This window comes from Sphingopyxis sp. GW821-FHT12C06 (genome assembly GCF_058807415.1).
In genome coordinates this window covers 551,718-575,259 of sequence record NZ_JBXAQR010000002.1, presented here as the reverse complement: position 1 = coordinate 575,259, position 23,542 = coordinate 551,718, and the positions used below count along the sequence as shown (strand labels likewise).

Sequence of the window (23,542 nt, the reverse complement as noted above, 5' to 3'; positions counted from 1 at the left end):
TTGTCAGAAGGTGAGCGGACCGTCGAGTTCCTTCACCTGCCAGGGCAGGCCATGCTTGTTGAGCATGTCCATGAAAGGATCGGGGTCCATCTGTTCCATGTTGAACACGCCATCGCCGTTCCACGTGCCGGTGACCATCATCGCGGCGCCGATCATCGCGGGGACGCCGGTGGTGTAGCTGACCGCCTGATTGCCGGTTTCGGCATAGGCGTCCTCATGATCGCAGATGTTATAGAGGTAGAGCGTCTTTTCCTTGCCATCCTTGCCGAGGCCGGTCGCGATCACCCCGATGTTGGTCTTGCCCTTGGTCGTCTCACCGAGGCTCGAGGGTTCGGGGAGAACGGCTTTGAGGAACTGCAACGGCACGATCTCGCGGCCTTCATACATGACCGGGTCGATCCGCGTCATGCCGACATTCTGAAGCACGTTGAGGTGGGTGATGTAAGCTTCGCCGAAGGTCATCCAGAAACGGATGCGCTGAATTTCGGGCAGGTGGGTTTTCAGGCTTTCGATTTCCTCATGATACATGAGGTACATCGTTTTCGGGCCGACGGCTTCGAAATCGAACTGCTGCTTTACCGACATCGGCGGGGTCTCGACCCAGTCGCCATTTTCCCAGTGGCGCGCGATCGCGGTGACTTCGCGGATGTTGATTTCGGGATTGAAGTTGGTCGCGAAATGCTGGCCATGGTCGCCGCCGTTGCAGTCGAGAATGTCGAGCGTGTCGATGCGGTCGAAATGATGCTTGCGGAGCCAGGTCGTGAAGACGCTGGTCACACCGGGGTCAAAGCCCGAGCCGAGCAGCGCCATCAGGCCGGCGTCCTTGAAGCGGTCCTGATACGCCCACTGCCAGTGATATTCGAACTTCGCCTCGTCGCGCGGCTCGTAGTTGGCGGTGTCCATATAATGCGCGCCGGTCGACAGGCACGCCTCCATGATCGTAAGATCCTGATAGGGGAGCGCAAGGTTGACGACATGCGTCGCACCGATTTCACGGATCAGCGCCGCAGTGGCTTCGATATTGTCGGCATCGACCTCGGCGGTCTTGATCGTGACGCCGGTGCGGGTCTTGACCGACTCCGCAATCGCATCGCACTTGAACTTGCGACGGCTGGCTAGCGTGATGTCGGGGAAGATGTCGGCGTTCATCGCCATCTTGTGCACCGCGACCGAACCGACGCCGCCTGCGCCGATCACCAGAACCTTGCTCATGAAAAATCTCCTGTGCGGACCTTTGCCGCCTTGTCTTGTATGAACGGCCCTATAGGACGAAGCCATGACACAGCAAAGCCCCGATCCCCTCCTCAACCCCAATCGTGCGCCCACGCTGGCGGGTGTCGAACGCGCGGCGGCGAAAGTCGCTGCATTGCTGCCGCAGACGCCGTTGCTGCCGCTGGAGGTCGATGGACGGACGATCTGGTGCAAGGCCGAATGCCTGCAACCCGTCGGTGCGTTCAAGATTCGCGGCGCCTGGCACCGGCTGACCGACCTGACCCCGGAACAGGTGGCGGCGGGGGTCGTCGGCGTGTCGAGCGGCAATCATGCGCAGGGCGTCGCCTGGGCGGCGAAGCGGCTGGGGATCGCGGCGACGATCGTGATGCCAAGCAATGCGCCGCAGATGAAGCTTGCGGCGACGCGCGCGCTGGGTGCGGAGGTCGTGCTGTACGACCGCCTGACCGAATCGCGCGATGCGGTCGCGGCGGCGTTGCTCGAGGAAAGCGGCGGAACGCTGGTACATGCCTATGGCGATCCGTGGATCATTGAGGGGCAGGGGAGCATGGGGATCGAGGCGCGCGTGCAGATGAAAGCACGCGGCGTCGCTGGCCCCGATCGCATTGTCGCCTGTTGCGGTGGCGGCGGGCTGTCGGCGGGACTCGCGCTCGCATGCCCCGATGCCGAGGTTTTCGCGGTCGAGCCCGAGGGTTGGGACGATGTGACGCGCAGTCTGGTCGCGGGCGAAATCCTGCCGGTAGAGGATTTGGCCTGGCCGACCGAATGCGATGCACTTCAGACACCGCAAACCTGGCCGATCAACTTCGCGGTGTTGCAGGCGCGCGGCGTGCGCGGCGTCGTGGTGACGCGCGAAGAGGTGCGCCATGCGATGCGCGTCGCGTTCGAGAAGTTGCATCTGGTGGTCGAGCCAGGCGGCGCGGCGGCGCTCGCGGCGGTGCTGGCGGGGAAGGTCGAGGTTAGCGACGCGACCTTGGTCACGCTGTCGGGCGGCAATGTCGACCCGGCGCTCTATGCAGAGATTTTGGCGGGATAGGCTGCGGATACTTATGCGCCGCGGCGCGTTTGGACGGGGAAGGAGAAGCATGATGAAAGCGAGCATGATCCTGACGGGGGCAGCCGCGATGGCGCTGCTGACCGGGTGCGAGAAGGCCGAAGCGCCAGCGCCTGCCGATACGACGATGACCGAGGTTCCGGTCGAAACGATGCCGTCCGAAACAACGCCTCAGGAAGACGCCGCAAGCGCGCCGCACCGTTTTGCGGACTGGGCGGGCAAATGGACGGGGCCGGAGGGCATGTATGTCACCGTCACCACTGCCGAGCCCGGCAAATACAAGCTGGAAATGCAGTCGGACCTCGACACCAAGGGGACGTATGACGGTAGCGACAGCGAGCATGGCATCCAGTTCGCGCGCGGCGCCGAGAAACTGTCGCTCACGCGTGCGAGTGGCGATGAAACCGGGCTGAAATATCTGGCCGGAAAGAAGGAATGCCTGAAGGTCAAGGACGGCGAAGGCTATTGCCGCGATTGAATTTAACAGCCACTCCTCGTCATTCCCGCGAAGGCGGGAATGACGAGGGGGCGAGATGAACGAAATCATGCCGGCGGGTAAAGCCGATCACGCGGCGCTGGTCGAAACGCTGGCGCAGGCGTTTCAGACCGATCCTGCCTTGTCATGGATATTGCCCGATGCCGGGCATCGCGCCCGCGCGCTGCGCAGCCTGTTCCGTACCCTCGTCCCCACTGACGCCCGCGCCGGCGTGGCGCTCCGCGCACGCGGTGACGAGGCAGGCGCGTTGTGGCGTGCGCCGGGGCAGGCGCATGGCGGGACGCTGGAGTTTCTCCGCACCATGATCCCGCTCGTCGCGACCTTCGGTACCGCATTGCCACGCGGGTTGAAGACGCAGGCCGGCATCGACGCGCACCGGCCCAAGGGGCGCTTCTGGTATCTCCATTATGTCGGTGTGCGCCCCGAGCATCAGGGCAAGGGCCATGGCGGCCGGATCATCCGCGCGCAGACAGCGGTCGCCGACGCCGAAGGCCTGCCGTGCTGGCTCGAAACAGCGACGCCGGAAAATGTGCCGCTTTACGAGCGGCTGGGCTTTGTCACGCAGGTCGAATGGGATGTTCCGGGCGGCGGCCCGCATTTCTGGGGGATGACGCGGCCGGCAGGCTGAGCGTTAGTCGTCGAACCCGACGAACCGCACCGCGTCGTCAACGCTCTTGCGGTTCGACACCACCGCATTGGCCGGAAACTCTTCGTCGGGCCAGCCCATCGCGACGCAGATCATGATCACCTGATCGTCGGGGATGCGCGCATGTTCGCGCACGACGGGGCTTTGCATGATGCCCTGGCTGTTGATGACGCAGCCGAGCCCGCGCGACCAGGCGGCGTTGACCAGCGCATTGGTGACCGCGCCGCAGTCGAAGGGCGCGATGTCGCTGCCCAGCAAGATGCGGTCATAGGTCACGACAATGCTGACCGGCGCATCGAACTGGCGGAAACCGCGAAGGACCCAGTCCTGCCGCGCGTCCTTGTCTTCGCGTTCGATGCCCATGGCGCCGAACAATTGCTTGGCGATTTCGATCTGCCGGGCGCGGTGGTCGTCGGCGATGCCATCGAAACGGCGAAATTCGCGGCTGTCGGGCTTCCCGCCGAGGATGCCTTCGGTGTTGCCCCGACGGATCGCCTCGAGCGGCGCTCCGGTGACGACCGAGAAATTCCAGCACTGGTTGTTGAAGGAAGAGGGCGCGCGCATCGCGACCTCGATCACTTCGGCGACGAGCGCCTTGGGCACAGGCTTGTCGAGGAAGCCGCGGATCGAGCGGCGTCCGACGACGATTTCGTCAAATGTCTTCATCGTCATTGTCATCGTCACTGGGGGCCGACTGAAGCTCGGCGAGGGCGATCCATTCCGGGTCGTCAAACACTTGGAACTCGAGCGGGAAAGCGTCCATATCGGCGAGGACGCGATTGAAATTGTCCATGAATTCGGAGGTGTCGGGCGTGTAGAAGCGCCATTCCCGAACGCCGTTTTCGGTCAGGACGGCCACCCCGGAGCCCCAGTATTTTTCGTGGTCGGCCGCTTCCAGAACCGCGTCCTCGAACTCGGTCATCCGGTCGAGCGTGTCGTCGTCGGGAAAACTACCGGCATTTGCATCGGCATATTGCCAACGGATGATGACAAGGTTCGAAAATAGTGCCCGGTCTGCGCTCGATGGCATCCCGTTTCGATAGCGGGACAAGATGGGGCCATGCGGACCCGTTCCTCTCGCTATAGCCCAATCGTCCGTTGGGAAAATGCCGGAATCGCTCACGCGGCTTTCTTGAGTTCCAGATCCAGCCGGCCCCAGATTTCGGTCAGTGCCACCGTCAGTTCGCGCATCATCGCTTCGTCATGCGCCGGACCCGGGGTGAAGCGCAGGCGCTCGGTGCCGCGCGGCACGGTCGGGAAATTGATCGGCTGAACATAGACGCCATATTCGGCAAGCAAAATGTCGCTGATCTTCTTTGCGCGCACCGGATCGCCAACCATCAGCGGGACGATGTGGGTTGTCGAATCCATCACCGGCAGGCCGGCGTCGCGGAAACTCTGCTTGAGATAAGCGGCCGCTGCCTGCTGCGCGTCGCGCTCGACGCTCGACGCCTTGAGATGACGGACGCTGGCGAGGACGCCAGCGACGAGAACCGGCGACAGGCTGGTGGTGAAGATGAAACCCGGCGCATAGCTGCGGATCACATCGATGATGTTTTTGTCGGCGGCGATATAGCCGCCCATCACGCCGAATGCCTTGCCGAGGGTGCCCTCGATGATCGTGATGCGGTGCGCCGCTTCGTCGCGGTCGCTGATGCCGCCGCCGCGCGGGCCGTACATGCCAACGGCATGGACTTCGTCGCAATAGGTCAGCGCATTATATTTCTCGGCGAGATCGCAGATCGCGTGGATCGGGCCCACGTCGCCGTCCATCGAATAGACGCTCTCGAACGCGATCAGCTTCGCCGCGTCGGGATCGTCGGCAGCGAGCAGTTCCTCGAGATGCGCGAGGTCATTGTGGCGCCACACGCGCTTTTCGCAGCCCGAGTTGCGGATGCCCGCGATCATCGAGGCGTGGTTGAGTTCGTCCGAATAGATGATGCAATTCGGCAGCAGCTTGCCGAGCGTGCCGAGCGTCGCTTCGTTCGAGATATAGCCCGAGGTGAAGAGCAGCGCGCCGTCCTTGCCGTGCAGGTCGGCAAGTTCATGCTCGAGGTCGATGTGATAATGGGTGTTGCCACCGATGTTGCGGGTGCCGCCCGAGCCGGCGCCGACGTCGTGCAGCGCCTCTTCCATCGCTTCGACAACCTTGGGGTGCTGGCCCATCGCAAGATAGTCGTTCGAGCACCAGACCGTGATCGGCTTCGGGCCATTGTGGCCGGCAAAGCAGCGTGCGTTGGGGAACGAACCCCGGTTGCGCAAAATGTCGATGAAGACGCGATAGCGTCCTTCTTCGTGCAGCCGGTCGATCGCGCGAGCGAAGATATCGTTATAGTTCAAGGTCAGCCCCGCCTGGTCTGTTGCCGGCGTCGCCCGTCTGGTGACTGCCGATGCGGGGAGCCAATAACGCCGAAACTGGCCGAAATCCAGTGCGAACGATTCGCAAGTCATTGGTTCGATGACTGTGATCGATCGCACGGCATTGTTGACCTGTGCGACGTATCGTGAAACGGAAATCGAGGTTTATGAAGGAGTTGCCTAATATGCGTTTGTTCACGGTCGCGATCCTGTCTGTTGCGGCGCTCGGGACGGGTGTTTCGGGCACGAAACCGGCGCCGACGCCGGCACCGTTCAACGGCGCGTGGATGATCTGCGAGGACTATCAGGGGGCGCGCATCTGCGACTATAATCTGCTCGCCCAGCGCGGTGACCGGGTCTGCGGCATTCAGAGCTATTTTGCGACCAATAGTGAGTATCGGCAGAGATTCGTTGCAACCGCGAAGGCCAATGTGGCGCGCATCGACAAGATTTGCGGCGACCCGGGGTCGGAGACCGACACCTATTGTGCGGGCCAGGCGCCGTCTGGCGCCGAGAAAGTCGGCTGGGGCACGTCCGACGAAACCTTGCTGGTGTGCGGCGGACGCCTTCACGGCACGTCGGATGGCGAGGCGCCGAGTTGCGCGAAGGTGAACCGTCAGGCCGGACTGCCCAAGGTCCGCAGTCTGGGCGATCAGGCACCCGAGGCGGCCGAACGTGCGTGGCTGGCGTCGTGCGTCAACGGCGCCGAATAGATCCGCTTCAGATCAGCTCGATCCGGTCGATGCCATAGGGCGCCAGCGTGGCGAGCGGCGGCGGCGGACGGTCGTCGCTGCGCGTGAAGACTGCGATGCCGGGCGTCGCCGCGGCGGGCCAGGCTTGGCCCTCGGTCAGCGCTGCGGTCCGGCGCGCAATGCCCTCGGCGCCGTCGATCAGGCGGACATGGGGGCCGGCGGCGGCCTGCAATTCGTCGAGCAGCAGCGGGAAATGGGTGCAGGCGAGGACGATGACGTCCATCGCTTCGCCCCCCGGCTGATCGCGAAGCCCCGCGATGGCCCGCGCAACGACGGCGGGGTCGATGCTTCCGCCGTTGAGCTTGGCCTCGGCGCCGGTGACGAGCCCGGGGCTGCCGTGGCGCAGCACGGTTTTGCCGCTAGCGAATTTCGCGCTGAGATCATCGACATAGGGCTGGCGCACCGTTGCTTCGGTGCCGAGCACCCCGATGACGCCGCTTCTGGTGATTTCCGCTGCGGGCTTGATCGCGGGAACCGTGCCGACGATCGGCAGGTCGAGCGCGGCGCGGATATGGGTGAGCGCGATGGTCGAGGCGGTGTTGCACGCGACGACGACGAGCCGCGGCTGATAGCGTTCGACGAGCCGCCCGAGCAGTGCCGGAACGCGCGCCGCCAGTTCGGCTTCGCTTTTCTTGCCATAGGGCAGTCCCGCATAGTCGGCGGCATAGACGATCGGCGCGGTCGGCAGCAGCGCGCGGGTCGGCGCGAGGACGCTCAACCCGCCAAGGCCGCTGTCGAAAAAAAGGATGGGGGCGTCGGGTGCAGGGGAGGGCATGGGTGCCGCGTAGCAGGCGGCTCCATTGCGCTCAATCCAATCTCGTCTCCCCGCGAAGACGGCCGTCTTGTCCATTCTGGCGGCCAACGTCATCGAATCCGTTGATTGCACCGTTCAAAATCGGCACACTGGCGGCGAACGAGTGGGGAATGACATGACGATATATTTGCTGATCGCTGCGGCTTATTTCCTCGGCTCGATACCCTTTGGCGTCCTGATCACGCGCGCCTTTGGTGCGGGCGATCTGCGCCAGATCGGCTCGGGCAATATCGGTGCGACCAATGTGCTGCGCACCGGGCGCAAGGGGCTGGCGGCGGCGACTCTGATCCTCGATGGCGCGAAGGGCGCCGTCGCGGTGCTGCTCGCGCGCCATTTCGTTCCCGAGCTCGGCGACGATGGCGCGATGATCGCGGGCGCGGCGGCGATGATCGGTCATTGCTACCCCGTCTGGCTGCGCTTCAAGGGCGGCAAGGGGGTTGCAACTTTGCTCGGCCTGTCGCTCGCGCTCGCTTGGCCGATCGGGCTGGTTTTTGCCGCCGTGTGGCTTGCCGCCGTGCTGCTGCTGCGCATTTCGTCGCTGGGCGGGATGTTGGGTGCGGTCGCCGCGCCGGTCGCCGCGCTCGCGCTCGGCCATTCGACCTATGCGGTCGGTCTCGCCGGTCTCGCGGTGATCGTGCTGTGGCGCCACCGCGAGAATATCGCCCGGCTGCGCGCCGGGACCGAGCCGCGCGTCGGCGGCGGCAAGAAGGTCGCCGAATGACCCGCGCCGAGCGGCTGGCGCGGCTGCGGTTGATCCGCACGCCGCACGTCGGCCCGGTGAGCTGGCATCAGCTGATGATGCGCTTCGGTTCGGGCGAGGCGGCGCTTGAGGCTCTGCCCCATCTTGTGTTGCGCGGCGGAGCAGGGAAGGCGCGAATCGCTCCCGCCGAGGTTGCGCTGCGCGAGCTTGATCGCGTCGCCGAACTTGGTGCACGGCACATCTTCAGCGACGAGGCGGAATATTCTCCGCTGCTCCGCGAGGTCGAGGGCGCTCCGCCGGTCATCATCGTTCGCGGCGACACCGCGATGTTGCAGCGGCCATGCGTCGCGATCGTTGGCGCGCGCAATGCCTCGGCCGCCGCATGCCGCTTTGCGCGCCAACTCGCGGTCGATCTTGCCGCGCGCAATGTCACCGTGGTCAGCGGGCTCGCGCGCGGGGTCGATACCGCCGCGCATGTTGGCGCACTCGGCGGCGCAACCGCCGCGGTGATCGCGAGCGGGATCGATGTCGCCTTTCCCCCCGAAAATGCGCAGCTTCAGGAAAAGATTGCGGCCGACCAGTTGTTGATCGCCGAACAGCCGCCGGGTACCGAACCACTCGCGCGCCATTTTCCGTCGCGCAACCGCATCATCGCGGGGCTGGCGCAGGGGGCAGTGGTGATCGAGGCGGCACCCAAATCGGGATCGTTGATTACCGCACGCCGCGCTGGCGACTATGGGCGCGAGGTGATGGCGGTGCCGGGATCGCCGCTCGACCCGCGCGCGCAAGGCTGCAACCTGCTGATCCGCGAAGGTGCGACGCTGATCCAGAATGTCGACGATGTGCTGGAAGCCGTCGGGCCGATCGACGCGCGGATGCTGCGCGAACCGGCACGGCCCTATGCGGCGGCGGCGACGCCTGCGCCGGGCGAGGCGGGCGAGGGCGACCGGCGCGCGATCGCCGAACTGCTCGGGCCTACGCCGGTCGCGATCGACGAGCTGGTGCGCCAGTCGGGGCAGCCCGCCGCGGCGGTCCAGCTCGTGCTGCTCGAACTCGAGCTGGCGGGGCGTATCGAGCGCCATGCCGGGGCACGAATTTCGCTGATGTGACCGGGCGCACTGCGGCGAAGCTCCGACGCATCTAGCCGTTCATCGCGGTTCAGTCACGGTTCAGCGGCTGACCGACAACCTGATGATATTGTGTTACACGGCGGGAGTTTGACGATGCGCAGCCGATTGCTGACGAGCGTGACGATGATGGCGATACTGGCGTCGGCATCCGCGCCGATCCCGCTCGCGCAGGCCCGGACAGTGCCGGCGAAGCAGGGTTTTTGCCGCACCGCCGATCCGCTGCCGCGCCTCGCCGCCGAAGTTGAGCAAAACCAGCTGCAGACGGGCTATGGTGTTGGCGGAAAGCATCGCGAGAAGGTCGCGATGACATCGCCCCCGCCGCCACCTGCTCCGCCGCCACCTCCGCCGCCGTCGGCCTATGTCGACAGTGCCTCTCCGGTAGTCAGCGAATCCCGCGCGTCGGCCCGCGCCGACGAAGCGAGCAGCGCTGAACCGGCGGCGCCCGTTGCAGGTTCCCCGGGCGACTATCGGACCAGCCCGCCGATCGTGCCGCCACGCCCCTGGCCGCAGCCGCAACCCCAGGCGGGGATTTTGACTGCGGGCGAGCATGACGACCTGCTCAACCCCGAACTCTATGCCGCTTATGTCAATCGCAGCGATCTGGGGCAGGATATTCGCGCGCTGCCGCGCGTCGATACGATGCGCGTCGTCACGGTGAAGGTGAACGACCGCAACGGCCAGCCGATCCCCTTCGCCGACGTCGTCGTCACCTGTTCGGACGGTAACAGCATCACCATGGCGACGCAGGCCGATGGCAGCGCGGTCTTCTTTCCGGGCCTCGACCGCCTGAGTGAGCGGATCACCGTTTCGGCGAAAAAGGCCGGGCGCGCGATCGCCGATGCGCGACCCGTGCTGGTCGCCAATGCACCGGGCGGGCAGTCGGTCGGGCTGACCGCAAACCAGATGGCGACCAAGGCGACCAAGCTCGACTTGATGCTGGTGATCGACACCACGGGCAGCATGGGCGACGAGATCAGCTTCTTGCAGGCGGAACTCCGCTCGATCATCGGCGCGATCACCGCGAAGCACCGCGACCTTGATATCCGCATCGGCTTCGTCTTTTACCGCGATATCGGCGACGAATATGTCACCCGCAGCTTTGCCTTCGACCGCGATATCGGCAAGGCGCAGGGCATGCTGGCGCGGCAATCGGCGAACGGCGGCGGCGATTATCCCGAGGCGATGGATCAGGCGCTGATCCGTGCGGTGGGGCAGGAATGGCGCCCCGATGCGGTCAAGTCGCTGCTGCTCGTCGCCGACGCGCCGCCCCACAATGACAAGTTCGGGCAGACCTGGGCGGCGGCCGAAGCCGCGCGGGCCAAGCGCATCCATATAACCCCGGTGGCCGCGTCGGGCGTCGCCGACGAGGCCGAATATGCGATGCGCGCGATGGCGGCGGCGACCCAGTCGCGCTATTTGTTCCTGACCGACGACAGCGGGGTCGGCAACGCGCACGCAGCGCCAGCCATCGACTGCTATCTCGTCACCCGCCTCGACGCGCTCGTCCGTCGCGTGGTCGACAGCCAGATCAGCGGTCGCCGCATCGAGCCCGAGGATCAGGAGGTCATTCGCAGCGTCGGCAATTACGACGCTGGCAAATGCGTCCTGCCCGCCGACTTCAAATGGCAGAGTTGATCGCGAAAAATCCGGCTTGACGGAATCAAGCTATCCCCGCCACCCTCGCGCGTACATGTGAGAGCCGGTAACGGGGATAGTTTTGAATGCAATTGGTAATCGTTGAATCGCCGGCCAAGGCGAAGACAATCGAGAAATATCTGGGCCGCGATTTCAAGGTATTGGCGTCCTATGGCCATGTTCGCGACCTGCCGCCGAAGGACGGCTCGGTCGACCCCGACGACGGCTTTGCAATGGAGTGGCAGCTTTATCCCGACAAGGCGAAGCGGATGAAGGAAATCCAGGACGCCGCGAAATCCGCCGACCGATTGATTCTCGCGACTGACCCTGACCGCGAAGGTGAGGCGATCAGCTGGCATGTGCAGGAATTGCTGCGCAGCAAAAAGGCGCTGCCGGGCGAGGTCGACCGCGTGACCTTCAACGCGATCACCAAGGATGCGGTGCTGACCGCGATGGCGAACCCGCGCGCGCTCGACGACGATCTGATCGATGCCTATCGCGCCCGCCGCGCGCTCGACTATCTGGTCGGTTTCACCCTGTCGCCGATCCTGTGGCGCAAGCTGCCCGGCGCCAAATCGGCAGGCCGCGTCCAGTCGGTTACGCTGCGCATGATCGTCGAACGCGAGCGCGAGATCGAAGCCTTTGTTGCGCAGCAATATTGGTCGATCACCGGCCTGTTCGAAATGTCGGGCACGCCGTTCAAGGCGCGCCTCGCGCGCTGGCGCGGCGACAAGATCGAGCGGCTGACGATCACCAGCGAAGCCGACGCGCGCGCCGCCGAAGCCGATGTGAAGGCGGGCCATTTCACCGTCGATCTGGTCGAGACCAAGCCGCTGACGCGCAACCCGCCGCCGCCGTTCACGACCTCGACGCTGCAACAGGAAGCCGCGCGCAAGCTTGGCTTCTCGGCCAGTCACACGATGCGGATCGCGCAAGGCCTCTATGAGGACGGCGCGATCACTTACATGCGTACCGACGGCGTCCAGATGGACGGCAGCGCGATCAGCGCGGCGCGGAAAGCCATCGCGAACCGCTATGACGGCGGCTATGTCCCCGACCAGCCGCGTCAGTATCAGACCAAGGCGAAGAATGCGCAGGAAGCCCACGAAGCGATCCGCCCGACCGATTTTTCGAAGGACAAGGCCGGCAGCGGCGACCATGGCCGGCTTTACGAGCTGATCTGGAAGCGCGCGATGGCGAGCCAGATGGCGTCGGCGCGGCTCGAACGCACGAGCATCGACCTGACCGACGGCACCGGCAAGACGATGATGCGCGCGACCGGGCAGGTCATCAAATTCCCGGGCTTCCTCGCGCTTTATGATGAAAGTCGCGACGACAATAATGACGACGATGACGCGCGCCTGCTCCCCGCGATGGCGAAGGGCGACGCGCCTGCGAAGACCGGCGTCGAAGTTGAAAAGCACGAGACCCAGCCGCCGCCGCGCTATTCGGAAGCGAGCCTCGTCAAGAAGATGGAAGAGCTCGGCATCGGACGTCCGTCGACCTATGCCGCGATCCTCCAGGTGCTCAAGGACCGTGCCTATGTGACGGTCGAGAAGAACCGCTTCATGCCTGAGGAAAGCGGGCGTTTGCTGACCGCGTTCCTCGAGCGTTTCTTCGAACGCTATGTCCAGTATGATTTCACCGCCGGGCTTGAGGAAGAGCTCGACGACGTGTCGGGCGGCCGCGCGCAGTGGCAGGCGGTGCTCGACCGTTTCTGGCGCGATTTCAAGCCGCGCACCGGTGAGGTGATGGAGCAGAAGCCGTCGGAGATCACCGCGGCGCTCGACGAATTCCTCGGCCCCTATCTCTTCCCCGACAAGGGCGACGGCAGCGATCCGCGCATCTGTCCCAATTGCGGTACCGGCAAGCTGGCGCTGCGCGGCGGCAAGTTCGGCCCGTTCATCGCGTGCAGCAATTATCCCGACTGCAAGTTCACGCGCAAGTTCGCGCAGCCGGGCGGCAGCGATGGTGCCGACACCGGTCCCGAAACGATGGGCACCGACCCCGAGAGCGGGCTGGAGGTCACCAAGCGCAGCGGGCGCTTCGGTCCCTATATCCAGCTCGGCGACGGCAAGGAGGCGAAGCGTTCGTCGATCCCCAAGGATATCCCGGTCGAGGATTTCGACCTCGACTATGCGCTGCGGCTGCTCAGCCTGCCGCGCGAGGTCGGGACGCATCCCGAAAGCGGCAAGGTCATCATGGCTGGGCTGGGGCGTTATGGTCCTTATCTGCTCCATGACGGCAAATATGCCAAGCTGACCGGCACCGCCGAAATCTTCGAAATCGGCATGAACGCTGCTGTGGTCCGCATCGCCGAAGCGGCGGCGGGTGGCGGTCGCGGGCGCGCCAAGGTCGAGCCTTTGAAGACCTTTGGTGCGCATCCGACCAGCGGCGGCGACATGAAGCTGATGGCCGGGCGCTTCGGGCCCTATGTCACCGACGGAACGACCAATGCGACCTTGCCCAAATCGATGGAGCCCGACGCGCTGACCGAAGAGGAAGCGATCGCGCTGATCGACGCGCGCGCTGCCAAGGGGCCAGCGAAGGGCAAGAAGAAGGCGCCCGCGAAAAAGGCGGCGCCGAAAAAGGCCGCGGCCAAGAAAGCGCCGGCAAAAAAAGCGCCCGCGAAAAAGGCCCCCGCAAAGAAGAAGGCGGCAGCTACGGAAGACGCCGCCGAATAACCACGCTCGCAATCAGCGCTTTCGCGGCGGCAGAGCCATGATAGGGTGGCGCATCGGGAGAAAGTCCATGCGCCACCTGCTTGCAACCCTGTCCCTCAGCCTGTCGGTCCTCGCATCGCCCGCGGCGGCGCAGCAGGCGGGCACGCTGATATCGGCCGAACCGATGCGCGACACCCCGGCGGGGATGCAGGCGTGGCAGGTGCGTTACTGGACCACCAGTCAGGACGGGGTGCGACAAGAGGTCACCGGCGCCGTCGTCGCGCCGCGTGAAGCCGTGCCGACGCGTCCGCGGCGCGTGATCGCCTGGGCGCACGGTACGTCGGGCGTTGCCCAAAAATGCGCGCTGTCGACCCATCCGCTTTTCTTTCAGGCGACGCCCGGTCTCGAGCAGGCGATCCGCGAGGGCTATGTCGTCGTCGCGCCCGACTATCCGGGGCTCGGCACGCCGATGCCGCATCCCTATCTGGTCGGCGGCGATACCGCGCACTCGGTGCTCGACGCGGTGCGTGCGGCACGGTCGATCCCGGGCGCGGCGGCGGGCGGCCAGTTTGCCGTGTGGGGGGAATCGCAGGGCGGTCATGCCGCGTTGTGGACCGCGATCGCGGCGCGATCTTACGCGCCTGACCTGACGCTTGTCGCGACGGCTGCTGCTGCCCCGGCGACCGACCTCGCCGAAAACATGCGCAAGGCGAGCGAACCTAATATCCGTGCGATGATGATGGCCTTCACGCTGTACAGCTGGTCCGAACGTTTCGGCTATTCGCTGGACGGGGTGGTGAACCGGGCGAACCAGGGCGTGGTCAAGCGGCTGGCGCAGAATAATTGCATCACCATCGGCAGCACGCCGAAACTCGGCACGATCCTGGGCATTGTGTCGGTTCGCGGGGCGCTGCGGAACAAAGATATGGGGCGGATCGAGCCGTGGGCGGCGACGATGCACGCCAACAGTGTCGATCCTGCGAGCGTCCCGGGGCCGCTGTTGATCGCGCAGAGCATCAAGGACCCGCTCGTCGCGTCGGCAGTGACGCGGAATTTTGCGAAGAAGATGTGCAAGCGACGCACGGCGGTCCGCTGGATCGAGCTACCAGGCGGCGACCACGCCCACACCGCGCGCGATAGTGCGACGGAGACGTTGGCGTGGATCGGTGCGCGGTTCGATGGACAGGCGGTGCCGGATGACTGCCGGGGGCTCTGATACCGGGCCTGCGACCGCGTTGAATTTGCCATTTCATTAGCCGAAGCGTCTATGATAGCTTCGGTTTCGGAGAGATGCGTTTTGGGGAGAGCGTTATGTCGAGCCGGGGAATGTTTCACGCACCGTTGATGTCGTTGGCGCTGTTGGCCGCGATCGCACCCATGCCCAGCCTTGCGCAGCAACAGGATGACGACGACGATCTCGGCAACATTATCGTCACCGGCGCGCGCATTCGTCAGGGCGGGGCGCAGGACATCCAGCATTTCCGTGCGACGGCGCTCAGCGCATCAACGCTGCCGCGCCCTGAATCGCTGACCGTCGAGGGTTTGCTTGGCGAGCATGATCTGACATTACCTGCCGGAAAGGCGTGCGCACAACTCTTCTGCCTCAACGTTCAGGCGATGACGGCGAACCTGCCGACGCGGCCCGACGATTTGTTGTTCGTCGGGATGGCGTTCGACAGCAATATCGATGCTGAAAGCTGGAAACGCGAACCGCTCAGCATCATGGCGGTCGTCGATCGTTCGGGGTCGATGGACGGGCCGCCGATCGCCAATGTGAAGGCGGCGCTGCATCAGATGGTCAACGAACTCGGGCCGAAGGACCGGCTGGGTATCGTTATCTATGGGACCACTTCGAACGTGCATCTTCAGCCGGCGGCAGTGCGGGGCAATAAGGATGCAATGCATGCCGCGATCGACGCGATCGCTATCGACGGGTCGACCTCCATGGAAGCGGGACTGAGGCTTGGCTACGACACCGCCTTTGCCGAGGCCGAGAGGTTCGGTGGCAAGACACGCATGATGTTGTTCACCGACGAGCAGCCGAACACCGACAGCACCGACGCAGGCAGCTTCATGGCGATGGCCGAAGAAGCCTCGAAGCGCGGTGTTGGCCTCACCACCATCGGCGTCGGTGTGCAATATGACGGGGCGCTCGCTACCAAGATCGCGAGCGTGCGCGGCGGGAACGTCTTCTTCGTTGCGGATTCGGACAAGGGTGGCGCCCTGATGCGGAAGGAGTTCCGTAATATGGTGAGCGAGGTCGCGCATGATCTGGTGATGACGCTGACGCCGCATGCCGGGTACCGGATCAGCGGCGTGTTCGGTGTCCCTGACGGGCTGATGACCGAAGGGAAGGATGGCGCGATCGCGATTACCGTCCCAACCGCGTTCCTGTCGTCAAATGGCGGCGGCATCTATGCATCGCTCGGCAAGAATGAAGGTCGTGCGCATCTGCCCGCAGCGTCACTTGCCGACGGTGCGTCTTTGATGGACGTTTCCCTGAGCTATGTGAGCGCGCAAGACGGCAGCAAGCATGGCGACCGATTGAGCATTGCTGCACCGACGGCACAACCCGCGGGGAATCTTCGTCTCGCGCAGACACTGGTTGATCAGTATCTGGTGATGGACGCCGCAACCCGCGCTTTTCACAGCGATGGCGATCCGAAGCGGGCCTTTGCATTGCTCGACGGTCTCAATACGCGCATGGCGGGGGTCGATTATGCCGACATCAAGGATGAACGCGAACTGGTCGACACGATGCGCGGCAAAGCGGCGTTCTATGCCGGTTATGGCGGCGAGCTTCCCAAGGATATGCAGCCGATGCGCGTGCTCGGCAAATGGCGGGTGGTGGCGCTGGGCGGGGTCGACGACCTGTCGCGGGGCGACGTCGTCGAGTTCACCGACGACGATGAGTTCATCACCTATTTCCAACGACCGCTGCGTGGCGACGATGAGCTCAGCCAGGAGTTCCAAATCAACGAGCGCGAAATCTATATTCCCGAAGGAAATCTGCGCGTGCGCTATTCGATCGATGGCAATCGGTTGCGCATGAAGTCACCCGACGGGACGGTGCGAATTGTGCTGGAGCGCGAAACGACGAGCTGATGGTGATTGCGGCGCCTTAGGGCGCCGTTCTCAATCAACCCAATCAAGCCCCATGTCGCGGTACACGCCGCGGTCTTCGTCCCAGTTCGCCTTGACCTTTACGTGCAGGAACAGATGCACCTTGCGGCCCAGCAATTCGGCGAGCTCGGCGCGCGATTTGCTGCCGATTTCCTTGATCCGCTCGCCCTTGTGGCCAAGGATGATCGCGCGCTGGTTATCGCGCGCGACCAGGATCTGCTGGTGGATTTCGGCGCTGCCATCGGGGCGTGTCGTGAACTTCTCGGTCTCGACGGTCGACTGGTACGGCAGTTCCTCGTGGAGCTGGCGGTAAAGCTGCTCGCGGGTTATTTCGGCGGCGAGTATCCGTTCGGGGGCGTCGCTTACCTCATCCTCTGGGAAGTGCCAATGGCCTTCGGGCATCAGCGCCGCCAGCGTCGCCTTGAGTTCGGGAATGCCGTCGCCGGTGCTGGCCGAGACGAAGAAGGTTTCGTCGAACTTCACCCGCTCGTTGAGCGTGGTCGCGGTCGTCAGCAGCTTGTCCTTGCGGGTCAGGTCGACCTTGTTGAGGATCAGGAATTTCTTCTCGGGCCGCCCCTCGACCCCCTGCAGCACGCGTTCGGCGCGCTCGCCGAGCTTTGCCGCGGCGTCGATCATCACCAGGATGGCCTCGGCCTGATCGAGGCTGTTCCACGCGGTGGCGACCATCGCGCGGTCGAGCCGGCGCGTCGGGGCAAAGATGCCCGGGGTGTCGATGAGGATGATCTGGGTCTCGCCGTCCATCGCGACGCCCATCAACCGGGTGCGCGTCGTCTGCGCCTTTGGGCTGACGATCGCGACCTTCTGGCCGACGAGGGCGTTGACGATGGTCGATTTGCCCGCATTGGGCGCGCCGACGACGGCGACAAATCCGCAGCGGTGGGTCATTTACCTAGTCCTTCGAGTTCGGCGATCAGTGCCGTCGCGGCGGCTTTTTCGGCCGCCTGTTTGCTTGCGCCTTCGGCTTCCGCACGGGCGAGCTTGCCAATGCTGACCGCGACGCGAAAGCGCGGGGCGTGGTCGGGACCCTCGCGCGCGATAATTTCATATTCAGGTGGACGACGACCGCGCGCCAGCGCCCATTCCTGCAACGCCGCCTTTGGATGTTTGGGCGCCGCTTGTTGCCCGTCGATCATATCACCCCAATGGGCAAGAATGAAGGCGCGTGCGGTGTCGGCACCCTGATCGAGGTAAATAGCGCCAATCAGCGCCTCGATCGCATCGGCGGCGATATTGTCGCTGTAGCGTCCGCCGTCGCTCCGCGCCTGCGCGCCGAAGCGGACGAGCGCGGTCAGGTTCATGCGCTGGGCGATTGTTGCACAGGTCGCCCCCGACGCGAGGACGTGCAGTCGCGACGACATCTCGCCCTCGCTGGCGCGCGGAAAGCGCGTGTAGAGTTCGGATGCAATGACGAGGCCGAGTACACGGTCACCCAGAAATTCCAGCCGCTGATAGTCGGGGCGCCCGGTGCTGCCATGGGTCAGCGCCTGATCGTAAAGTGCCAGGTCGTCCGGGGTGCAGCCGATAATCCCGGCGAGAGCCCCGGCGTCGAGCGGATCGCTCAAAAGCCTTCCCCGATGCGGCTCCAGCGCGCGGCGGTGAACCAGCTGATCGGGTTGAACCAGCTTGCCGATCCGTCGGTCGAGAACATTCCGACCAGCGCGTGGCCGACGAGGTTTTCTTCGGGAACAATGCCGATGCCGCCGCCTTCGACTGCCGGGAAACGGCTGTCGGCGCTGCGGTCGCGGTTGTCGCCCATCAGGAACAAATGGCCCTCGGGAACGACGACGAGCGGAGTATTGTCCTCGGCGATCGTCGTGATGTCGAGGATCGCATAGCTTTTGCCGCTCGGCATCGTCTCGCGAAACTGCTTGTAACGGCACTGGCGCTGGCCGCTCTCGCTGACCTCTTCAAACTCCATCGAGTAGCAGGGCAGGGTGCCCGTCATCTGCGATGCTTCGATCATGTTCGGAGTCACCGGGATGACGAAATCTTCCATCGCCTCGCGCTTGAGCGGCTTGCCGTTCAGCCAGACGATGCCGTCCTTCACCTGTACGCTGTCGCCGCCAACGCCGATGACGCGCTTGATATAATCATTGTCGGCAACGGGCGGTGCCTTGAACACGACGACGTCGCCGCGGTCGGGCGTCCGTGCGAAAATCCGGCCCGGGATCAGCGGAACGCTGAACGGCAGGCTGTGCTTCGAATAGCCATAGGCCATTTTGTTGACGAGCAGATAGTCGCCAATCAACAGCCGCGGCTGCATCGATTCAGACGGGATGTTGAAGGGCGACAGGAAAAAACTGCGGAAAACCAGCACCGCGATCGCCAGCAGGACGAGGAAACGGGCGGTGTCGACGGCCTCTTCCTTCGCCGAAACCGGTGTCGGGTTCGGGGCGGACGGGGTAGGGTCGGATGCGGGCGGCGTCGTGGCGGCAAGACTGGCGTCGTTCATGGCGCGGCATTGGCTATGAATAGGTCTGCGCGTCAAGCAAATATCGGTGGACGACACTGGCGCGCGGGCGGCCCCGGGCCTATGAATCTGCCTGTCTTTGGATCCCGTACGACACAGGCGGGGCAATTTGGGAAGCGATTTGATGACGACAGCCGATCACGCATGGCAGGCCCTTTCCGACTGGCAGCCGCAGCCGCTGACCGGGCTTGTTGCCGCCGATCCCGAAGCGCGGCTCCAGGTGCTGGTGCGCAACGTCGCCGACATCCGCTTCGATTTCGCCAAGACGCATCTCGACGGCGCGGTGGTCGCGATCCTGTCGGGCCTTGCCGAGGTGCAGGACTTCGACGGACGCCGTAAAACGTTGTTTTCGGGCGGCATCGCGAATCCGACCGAGGGCCGTGCCGCCGAGCATAGCGCCGAACGCGGCGATGGCGCGCCGGAGTCCGTGCATCGCGCGCAGATGCTGCACCAGCGGATGCGGATGCTGGTCGATGCGATCGAGGCGGGGGCGTTCGGCGAAATCCGCCACCTGCTCCACATCGGCATTGGCGGATCCGCGCTGGGCCCCGATTTGCTGATCGATGCTCTGGGCCGTCAGGGATCGCGCATCGACGTCGCGGTCGTCTCCAATGTCGATGGCGCGGCGCTCGACGAGGCGTTCGCCAAATTCGATCCCGCGCACACCCTGGTCGCGGTCGCGTCGAAAACCTTCACCACCACCGAAACCCTGCTCAACGCCGCTTCGGCGCTGCAATGGCTGGAGGAAGGCGGGGTTGACGATCCGATCGGCCGCGTCATCGCGCTGACCGCGATGCCCGAACGCGCGATCGAGTGGGGCGTCGACGAAACGCGCATCCTGCCGTTCGCCGAGACCGTCGGCGGGCGCTATTCGCTCTGGTCGTCGATCGGCTTTCCGGCCGCGCTTGCGCTTGGATGGGATGCTTTTGCAGACATGCTCGAAGGGGCGGCCGAAATGGACCGCCATTTCCGCCTCGCCAACGGCGCCGACAATGTCTGCCTGCTCGCCGCCTTCGTCGATCAAATCTATGCCAATCGCCTCGGCTGTCAGACGCGCGCGGTGTTCGCCTATGACGAGCGATTGCGCCTGCTTCCCGACTATCTGCAACAGCTCGAAATGGAATCGAACGGCAAAGCGGTGACGCTCGACGGCCAGCCGCTGGGCCGTCACAGCGCGCCGGTTACCTGGGGCGGGGTCGGTACCGATGCCCAGCATGCGGTGTTCCAGCTGCTCCATCAGGGAACGCATCTCATCCCCGTCGAGTTCGTCGTCGCGCGTGAGCCCGACCATCTGCTCGACGAGGCGCATCACGAAACGCTCGTCGCCAATTGCATCGCGCAGGGTGCGGCGCTGATGACCGGCCGCGCGAGCGAGGATGGTGCGCGCAACTATCCGGGCAACCGCCCGTCGACGACGATCCTGCTCGATCAGGTGACCCCGCGCAGCCTGGGTGCGCTGATCGCCTTTTACGAGCATCGCGTGTTTGCGGGCGCGGTGTTGCTGGGGATCAATCCGTTCGATCAGTTCGGGGTCGAACTGGGCAAGGAAATGGCCAAAGGGCTCGCTGAAGGCACGGTCGAATTTGACCCCGCAACGCAGGCGCTGATGGCGGCGGCATTGGGCGAGTGAGGCTGCGCTCGTTACACTGACCGCAAATTTCGATTGGCAAGTCGGGCGCGCATAACCACATAGGCCGCTGATCCGAAACCTGTCCCATCGGAAAATCAGGGGTCCCCTAATGAGCAAATTCGACTTCGACCTGTTTGTCATCGGCGCCGGGTCGGGCGGGGTGCGCGCCTCGCGCGTCGCCGCTTCGCATGGCGCGCGCGTTGCGGTGGCCGAAGAGCATCGCGTCGGCGGCACTTGTGTCATCCGCGGCTGCGTGCCCAAGAAACTGCTCGTCTATGGCGCCCATTTTGCCGAGGATCTGAAGGACGCTCGCCATTTCGGCTGGGACGTTCCCGACTGCAAATTCGACTGGGACCGGCTGCGCGACAATGTCCTGGCCGAGGTCACGCGGCTCGAGGGGCTGTATGGCCAGACGCTCGACAATCACAAGGTTACGCTGTTCAAGACCCGCGCGACCGTCGTGGGCCCGCAGAAGGTGCGGCTCGCCGATGGACAGGAGCTCACAGCCGAACGCATCCTGATCGCGACCGGCGGCTGGCCCTTTGTCCCCGAATTTCCGGGCAGCGAGCATGCGATTACTTCGAACGAGGTGTTTCATCTGGAGAAGCTGCCGAAGCGCATCGTGATCGCGGGCGGCGGCTATATCGCCAATGAATTTGCCGGCATCTTCAACGAATTCGGCAGCAAGGTGACGATCGTCAACCGCGGCGACACCATCCTGCGCGGCTATGACGAACAGATCCGCGACCGGCTGCTCCAGATTTCGATGACCAAGGGCATCGAATTCCGCTTCAACGCGCCCTTCGAGAAGATCGAGAAGAAGGAGGACGGAACCTTCACCGTCCATCTGGGCGGCTGCGACCCGATCGACGCCGACACGATACTCGTCGCCGCGGGCCGCGTCCCCAACGTCAAGGGGCTGGGGCTCGAAGAGGCAGGGGTCGAACTCGACGCGCAGGGCGCGATCAAGGTCGATGAGACCAACCAGTCGTCGGTGCCGAGCATCTATGCCGTCGGCGACGTCACCAATCGCATCCAGTTGACCCCGGTGGCGATCCGCGAAGGGCAGGCCTTTGCTGACAGCGTCTTCGGCGGCAAGCCAACCGTGGTCGATTATGCCAATGTCCCGAGCGCGGTGTTCAGCCACCCGCCGATCGGCGCTGTGGGCATGACCGAGGCCGAAGCGCGCAACAAGCTGGGCAGCATCCGTACCTATACCAGCGATTTCCGCGCGATGAAGAATGTCCTCGCCGGCCGCAACGAACGCGCATTGTACAAGATGATCGTCAACGCAGCGACTGATCAGGTCGTCGGGCTCCACATGATCGGTCCCGACGCGCCGGAAATCCTGCAAGCGGCCGCAGTTGCGGTGAAGGCCGGGCTGACCAAGGCCGATTTCGACGCCACCGTTGCGCTCCACCCAAGCATGGCAGAGGAGCTGGTACTGCTGAAATGACCGCGCAGGCCGGTTTTTCTCCAGAAGAGCGCGCGCTATTGCTGGCGGTGAAGGGCGTCGGCCCGACCGTCGTGGCGCGGCTCGAAGAAATCGGTATCGCCTCGCTGGCCGATCTCGCGACCCGGGACGCCGATGATATTTGCACGCGCGTGAGCCTGCTTCTCGGCGCAAGCTGCTGGCGCAACAGCCCGCAGTCGCGTGGCGCAATCGCGGGGGCCATCGCCGGCGCGAAGGCCGGAGTGACGGGCGCCTGACAGCCCGACTTTCGCCGGGGTGCGGCACCTGCTAGTCTCTCCCCGGAAACCGGCAGGAGACGTCGCATGACGGGCACGGCATTGGTCACCGGAGGCAGCGGATATATCGCGGGCTTCCTGATCCGGCAGCTGATCGAGAACGGCTGGACCGTCCACGCAACGGTGCGCAATCTGAAGCGCGAGCCCGAGGTGCGGGGCTGGCTGGACGTCGACAACGACCGACTGAAATTCTTCGCCGCCGACCTCGAGCATGACGCGGGCTGGGCCGAAGCGATCGCGGACTGCTCCCGCGTCGCGCATGTCGCCTCACCCTTTCCGATAAGCGTCCCCAAAGACGCCGATGAGTTGGTCGTCCCGGCACGCGAAGGCGCGTTGCGGGCGCTGCGCTTTGCGCGCGCTGCGGGGATCCGGCGTTTCGTCCTCACCTCGTCGATGGCGGCGATCGCCTATGGGCATGGCAAAGGTGCGCGGATGAACACAGAGGCCGACTGGACCAATCTCGATGACCCGGGGGTCATGCCCTATGTCCGGTCAAAGACTGTCGCCGAGCGCGCCGCGCGCGACTGGGTGGCGGTCGAGGGCGGCGACATGGAGTTCGCCTCGGTCAATCCGGCGGCGGTGTTCGGGCCTTTGCTGTCGGACGATCTGTCGACCTCGATCGAATTTGTGAAGCAATTGCTCGAGGGCAAGGTGCCGATGTGCCCGGACGTCGGTTTCGGGATCATCGACGTTCGCGACGTCGCCGATCTCCACTATCGCGCCTTGACCGCGCCGGGCATCCGCGATGAGCGCTATGTCTGTTCGGGCCCGTTCCTGAAGATGATCGACGTCGCCGATATCTTGCGCGCGAATTTGGGGCCGCAGGCGCGCAAGGTGCCCGCGAAGAAGATGCCCGACTGGCTGCTCAAGCTGTTCGCGCTGGTCCGGCCCGAGCTGCAGCAGCTTGTCACCGAAGTCGGCAATATTCGCGGTGGTGACAGCCGTCATGCGGTGAAGACGCTCGGCTGGACGATGCGCCCGCCGGAGGAGGCGATCCTCGCGACGGCGCATAGCCTGATCGAGCGGGGGATTGTGAAGGTCTGAACGATGATCCCCTCCCGACCGCGAGAG

General features: G+C 64.5%; 22 protein-coding genes. 14 read left to right on the top strand and 8 right to left on the bottom strand.

The window, feature by feature from the left end; all coding sequences use genetic code 11:
- Positions 1 to 3: 3 nt before the first annotated feature.
- Entirely contained in the window at positions 4 to 1,212 is a 1,209-nt protein-coding gene (locus AC1RRJ_RS08140) for a saccharopine dehydrogenase family protein (protein WP_493121280.1), read from the bottom strand.
- 64 nt (positions 1,213 to 1,276) lie between these two features.
- Here AC1RRJ_RS08140 and AC1RRJ_RS08135 point away from each other — a divergent pair, with 64 nt between their 5' ends.
- Genes AC1RRJ_RS08135 through AC1RRJ_RS08125 form a run of 3 tightly spaced genes read left to right on the top strand, consistent with a single transcriptional unit; the run spans position 1,277 to position 3,408 of the window.
- The gene (locus tag AC1RRJ_RS08135) at positions 1,277 to 2,266 is read left to right on the top strand and encodes a threonine ammonia-lyase (protein WP_493121278.1); all 990 of its coding nucleotides are present in this window, start codon (positions 1,277 to 1,279) and stop codon (positions 2,264 to 2,266) included.
- Between the two features lie 49 nt (positions 2,267 to 2,315).
- Complete coding sequence (locus tag AC1RRJ_RS08130; RefSeq protein WP_493121276.1) at positions 2,316 to 2,762, top strand: hypothetical protein; 447 nt, start codon at positions 2,316 to 2,318, stop codon at positions 2,760 to 2,762.
- Positions 2,763 to 2,817: 55 nt separating this feature from the next.
- Positions 2,818 to 3,408: a GNAT family N-acetyltransferase gene (locus tag AC1RRJ_RS08125; RefSeq protein WP_493121274.1), complete on the top strand. Its 591-nt coding sequence runs from the start codon at positions 2,818 to 2,820 to the stop codon at positions 3,406 to 3,408.
- A gap of 3 nt (positions 3,409 to 3,411) precedes the next feature.
- On the opposite strand, the gene AC1RRJ_RS08120 is transcribed toward AC1RRJ_RS08125, so the two are convergent.
- The 3 genes from AC1RRJ_RS08120 to hemA are packed head-to-tail and all read right to left on the bottom strand — an operon-like array spanning position 3,412 to position 5,766.
- On the bottom strand, positions 3,412 to 4,104 hold the full coding sequence (locus AC1RRJ_RS08120) for a nitroreductase family protein (RefSeq protein WP_493121272.1): 693 nt from the start codon (positions 4,102 to 4,104) through the stop codon (positions 3,412 to 3,414).
- Positions 4,079 to 4,549 carry a DUF695 domain-containing protein gene (locus AC1RRJ_RS08115; protein ID WP_493121270.1) on the bottom strand — a complete coding sequence of 157 codons (471 nt, stop codon included), beginning with the start codon at positions 4,547 to 4,549 and terminating at the stop codon, positions 4,079 to 4,081. Before AC1RRJ_RS08115 ends, AC1RRJ_RS08120 begins: the two co-directional genes overlap by 26 nt.
- A complete protein-coding gene (gene hemA, locus AC1RRJ_RS08110) occupies positions 4,546 to 5,766 on the bottom strand; it encodes a 5-aminolevulinate synthase (RefSeq protein ID WP_088471247.1) in 1,221 nt (406 codons plus the stop codon). The genes AC1RRJ_RS08115 and hemA overlap by 4 nt, the downstream gene beginning before the upstream one ends.
- A 203-nt stretch (positions 5,767 to 5,969) precedes the next feature.
- Here hemA and AC1RRJ_RS08105 point away from each other — a divergent pair, with 203 nt between their 5' ends.
- On the top strand, positions 5,970 to 6,497 hold the full coding sequence (locus tag AC1RRJ_RS08105; protein WP_493121268.1) for a hypothetical protein: 528 nt from the start codon (positions 5,970 to 5,972) through the stop codon (positions 6,495 to 6,497).
- A gap of 7 nt (positions 6,498 to 6,504) precedes the next feature.
- Here AC1RRJ_RS08105 and murI read toward each other — a convergent pair whose 3' ends face one another.
- Positions 6,505 to 7,311, bottom strand: a complete 807-nt coding sequence (murI, locus tag AC1RRJ_RS08100) for a glutamate racemase (protein WP_493121266.1) — start codon at positions 7,309 to 7,311, stop codon at positions 6,505 to 6,507.
- A 154-nt stretch (positions 7,312 to 7,465) separates the two neighbouring features.
- Between murI and plsY the strand changes: the two genes are divergently transcribed.
- The 6 genes from plsY (at position 7,466) to AC1RRJ_RS08070 (ending at position 16,583) form a co-directional block, all read left to right on the top strand.
- Positions 7,466 to 8,071, top strand: a complete 606-nt coding sequence (plsY, locus tag AC1RRJ_RS08095; protein WP_493121264.1) for a glycerol-3-phosphate 1-O-acyltransferase PlsY — start codon at positions 7,466 to 7,468, stop codon at positions 8,069 to 8,071.
- On the top strand, positions 8,068 to 9,159 hold the full coding sequence (gene dprA, locus AC1RRJ_RS08090) for a DNA-processing protein DprA (RefSeq protein WP_493121262.1): 1,092 nt from the start codon (positions 8,068 to 8,070) through the stop codon (positions 9,157 to 9,159). The genes plsY and dprA overlap by 4 nt, the downstream gene beginning before the upstream one ends.
- A 114-nt stretch (positions 9,160 to 9,273) precedes the next feature.
- Positions 9,274 to 10,815, top strand: a complete 1,542-nt coding sequence (locus tag AC1RRJ_RS08085) for a VWA domain-containing protein (protein WP_493121260.1) — start codon at positions 9,274 to 9,276, stop codon at positions 10,813 to 10,815.
- An 86-nt stretch (positions 10,816 to 10,901) separates the two neighbouring features.
- Positions 10,902 to 13,499 (top strand): type I DNA topoisomerase, encoded by a 2,598-nt coding sequence (topA, locus tag AC1RRJ_RS08080; protein ID WP_493121258.1) that lies wholly within the window; start codon positions 10,902 to 10,904, stop codon positions 13,497 to 13,499.
- 67 nt (positions 13,500 to 13,566) lie between these two features.
- Positions 13,567 to 14,694 (top strand): alpha/beta fold hydrolase, encoded by a 1,128-nt coding sequence (locus AC1RRJ_RS08075; protein ID WP_493121256.1) that lies wholly within the window; start codon positions 13,567 to 13,569, stop codon positions 14,692 to 14,694.
- A gap of 95 nt (positions 14,695 to 14,789) precedes the next feature.
- Positions 14,790 to 16,583 (top strand): vWA domain-containing protein, encoded by a 1,794-nt coding sequence (locus AC1RRJ_RS08070; RefSeq protein WP_493121254.1) that lies wholly within the window; start codon positions 14,790 to 14,792, stop codon positions 16,581 to 16,583.
- 30 nt (positions 16,584 to 16,613) lie between these two features.
- Here AC1RRJ_RS08070 and era read toward each other — a convergent pair whose 3' ends face one another.
- The 3 genes from era to lepB are packed head-to-tail and all read right to left on the bottom strand — an operon-like array spanning position 16,614 to position 19,074.
- Complete coding sequence (gene era, locus AC1RRJ_RS08065; protein WP_493121252.1) at positions 16,614 to 17,507, bottom strand: GTPase Era; 894 nt, start codon at positions 17,505 to 17,507, stop codon at positions 16,614 to 16,616.
- Positions 17,504 to 18,184, bottom strand: coding sequence for a ribonuclease III (gene rnc, locus AC1RRJ_RS08060; protein WP_493121250.1), 681 nt, complete (start codon positions 18,182 to 18,184; stop codon positions 17,504 to 17,506). The genes era and rnc overlap by 4 nt, the downstream gene beginning before the upstream one ends.
- Entirely contained in the window at positions 18,181 to 19,074 is an 894-nt protein-coding gene (gene lepB, locus AC1RRJ_RS08055) for a signal peptidase I (protein WP_493121248.1), read from the bottom strand. Before lepB ends, rnc begins: the two co-directional genes overlap by 4 nt.
- 142 nt (positions 19,075 to 19,216) lie before the next feature.
- Here lepB and pgi point away from each other — a divergent pair, with 142 nt between their 5' ends.
- The 4 genes from pgi to AC1RRJ_RS08035 all read left to right on the top strand — a co-directional run bounded on the left by pgi (position 19,217) and on the right by AC1RRJ_RS08035 (position 23,515).
- Positions 19,217 to 20,722 (top strand): glucose-6-phosphate isomerase, encoded by a 1,506-nt coding sequence (gene pgi, locus AC1RRJ_RS08050; RefSeq protein ID WP_493121246.1) that lies wholly within the window; start codon positions 19,217 to 19,219, stop codon positions 20,720 to 20,722.
- A gap of 109 nt (positions 20,723 to 20,831) precedes the next feature.
- Positions 20,832 to 22,178, top strand: coding sequence for a glutathione-disulfide reductase (gor, locus tag AC1RRJ_RS08045; RefSeq protein WP_493121244.1), 1,347 nt, complete (start codon positions 20,832 to 20,834; stop codon positions 22,176 to 22,178).
- Positions 22,175 to 22,432, top strand: a complete 258-nt coding sequence (locus AC1RRJ_RS08040; RefSeq protein ID WP_493121242.1) for a helix-hairpin-helix domain-containing protein — start codon at positions 22,175 to 22,177, stop codon at positions 22,430 to 22,432. Before gor ends, AC1RRJ_RS08040 begins: the two co-directional genes overlap by 4 nt.
- Positions 22,433 to 22,498: 66 nt before the next feature.
- Positions 22,499 to 23,515, top strand: coding sequence for an NAD-dependent epimerase/dehydratase family protein (locus tag AC1RRJ_RS08035; RefSeq protein ID WP_493121240.1), 1,017 nt, complete (start codon positions 22,499 to 22,501; stop codon positions 23,513 to 23,515).
- Positions 23,516 to 23,542: the final 27 nt, after the last annotated feature.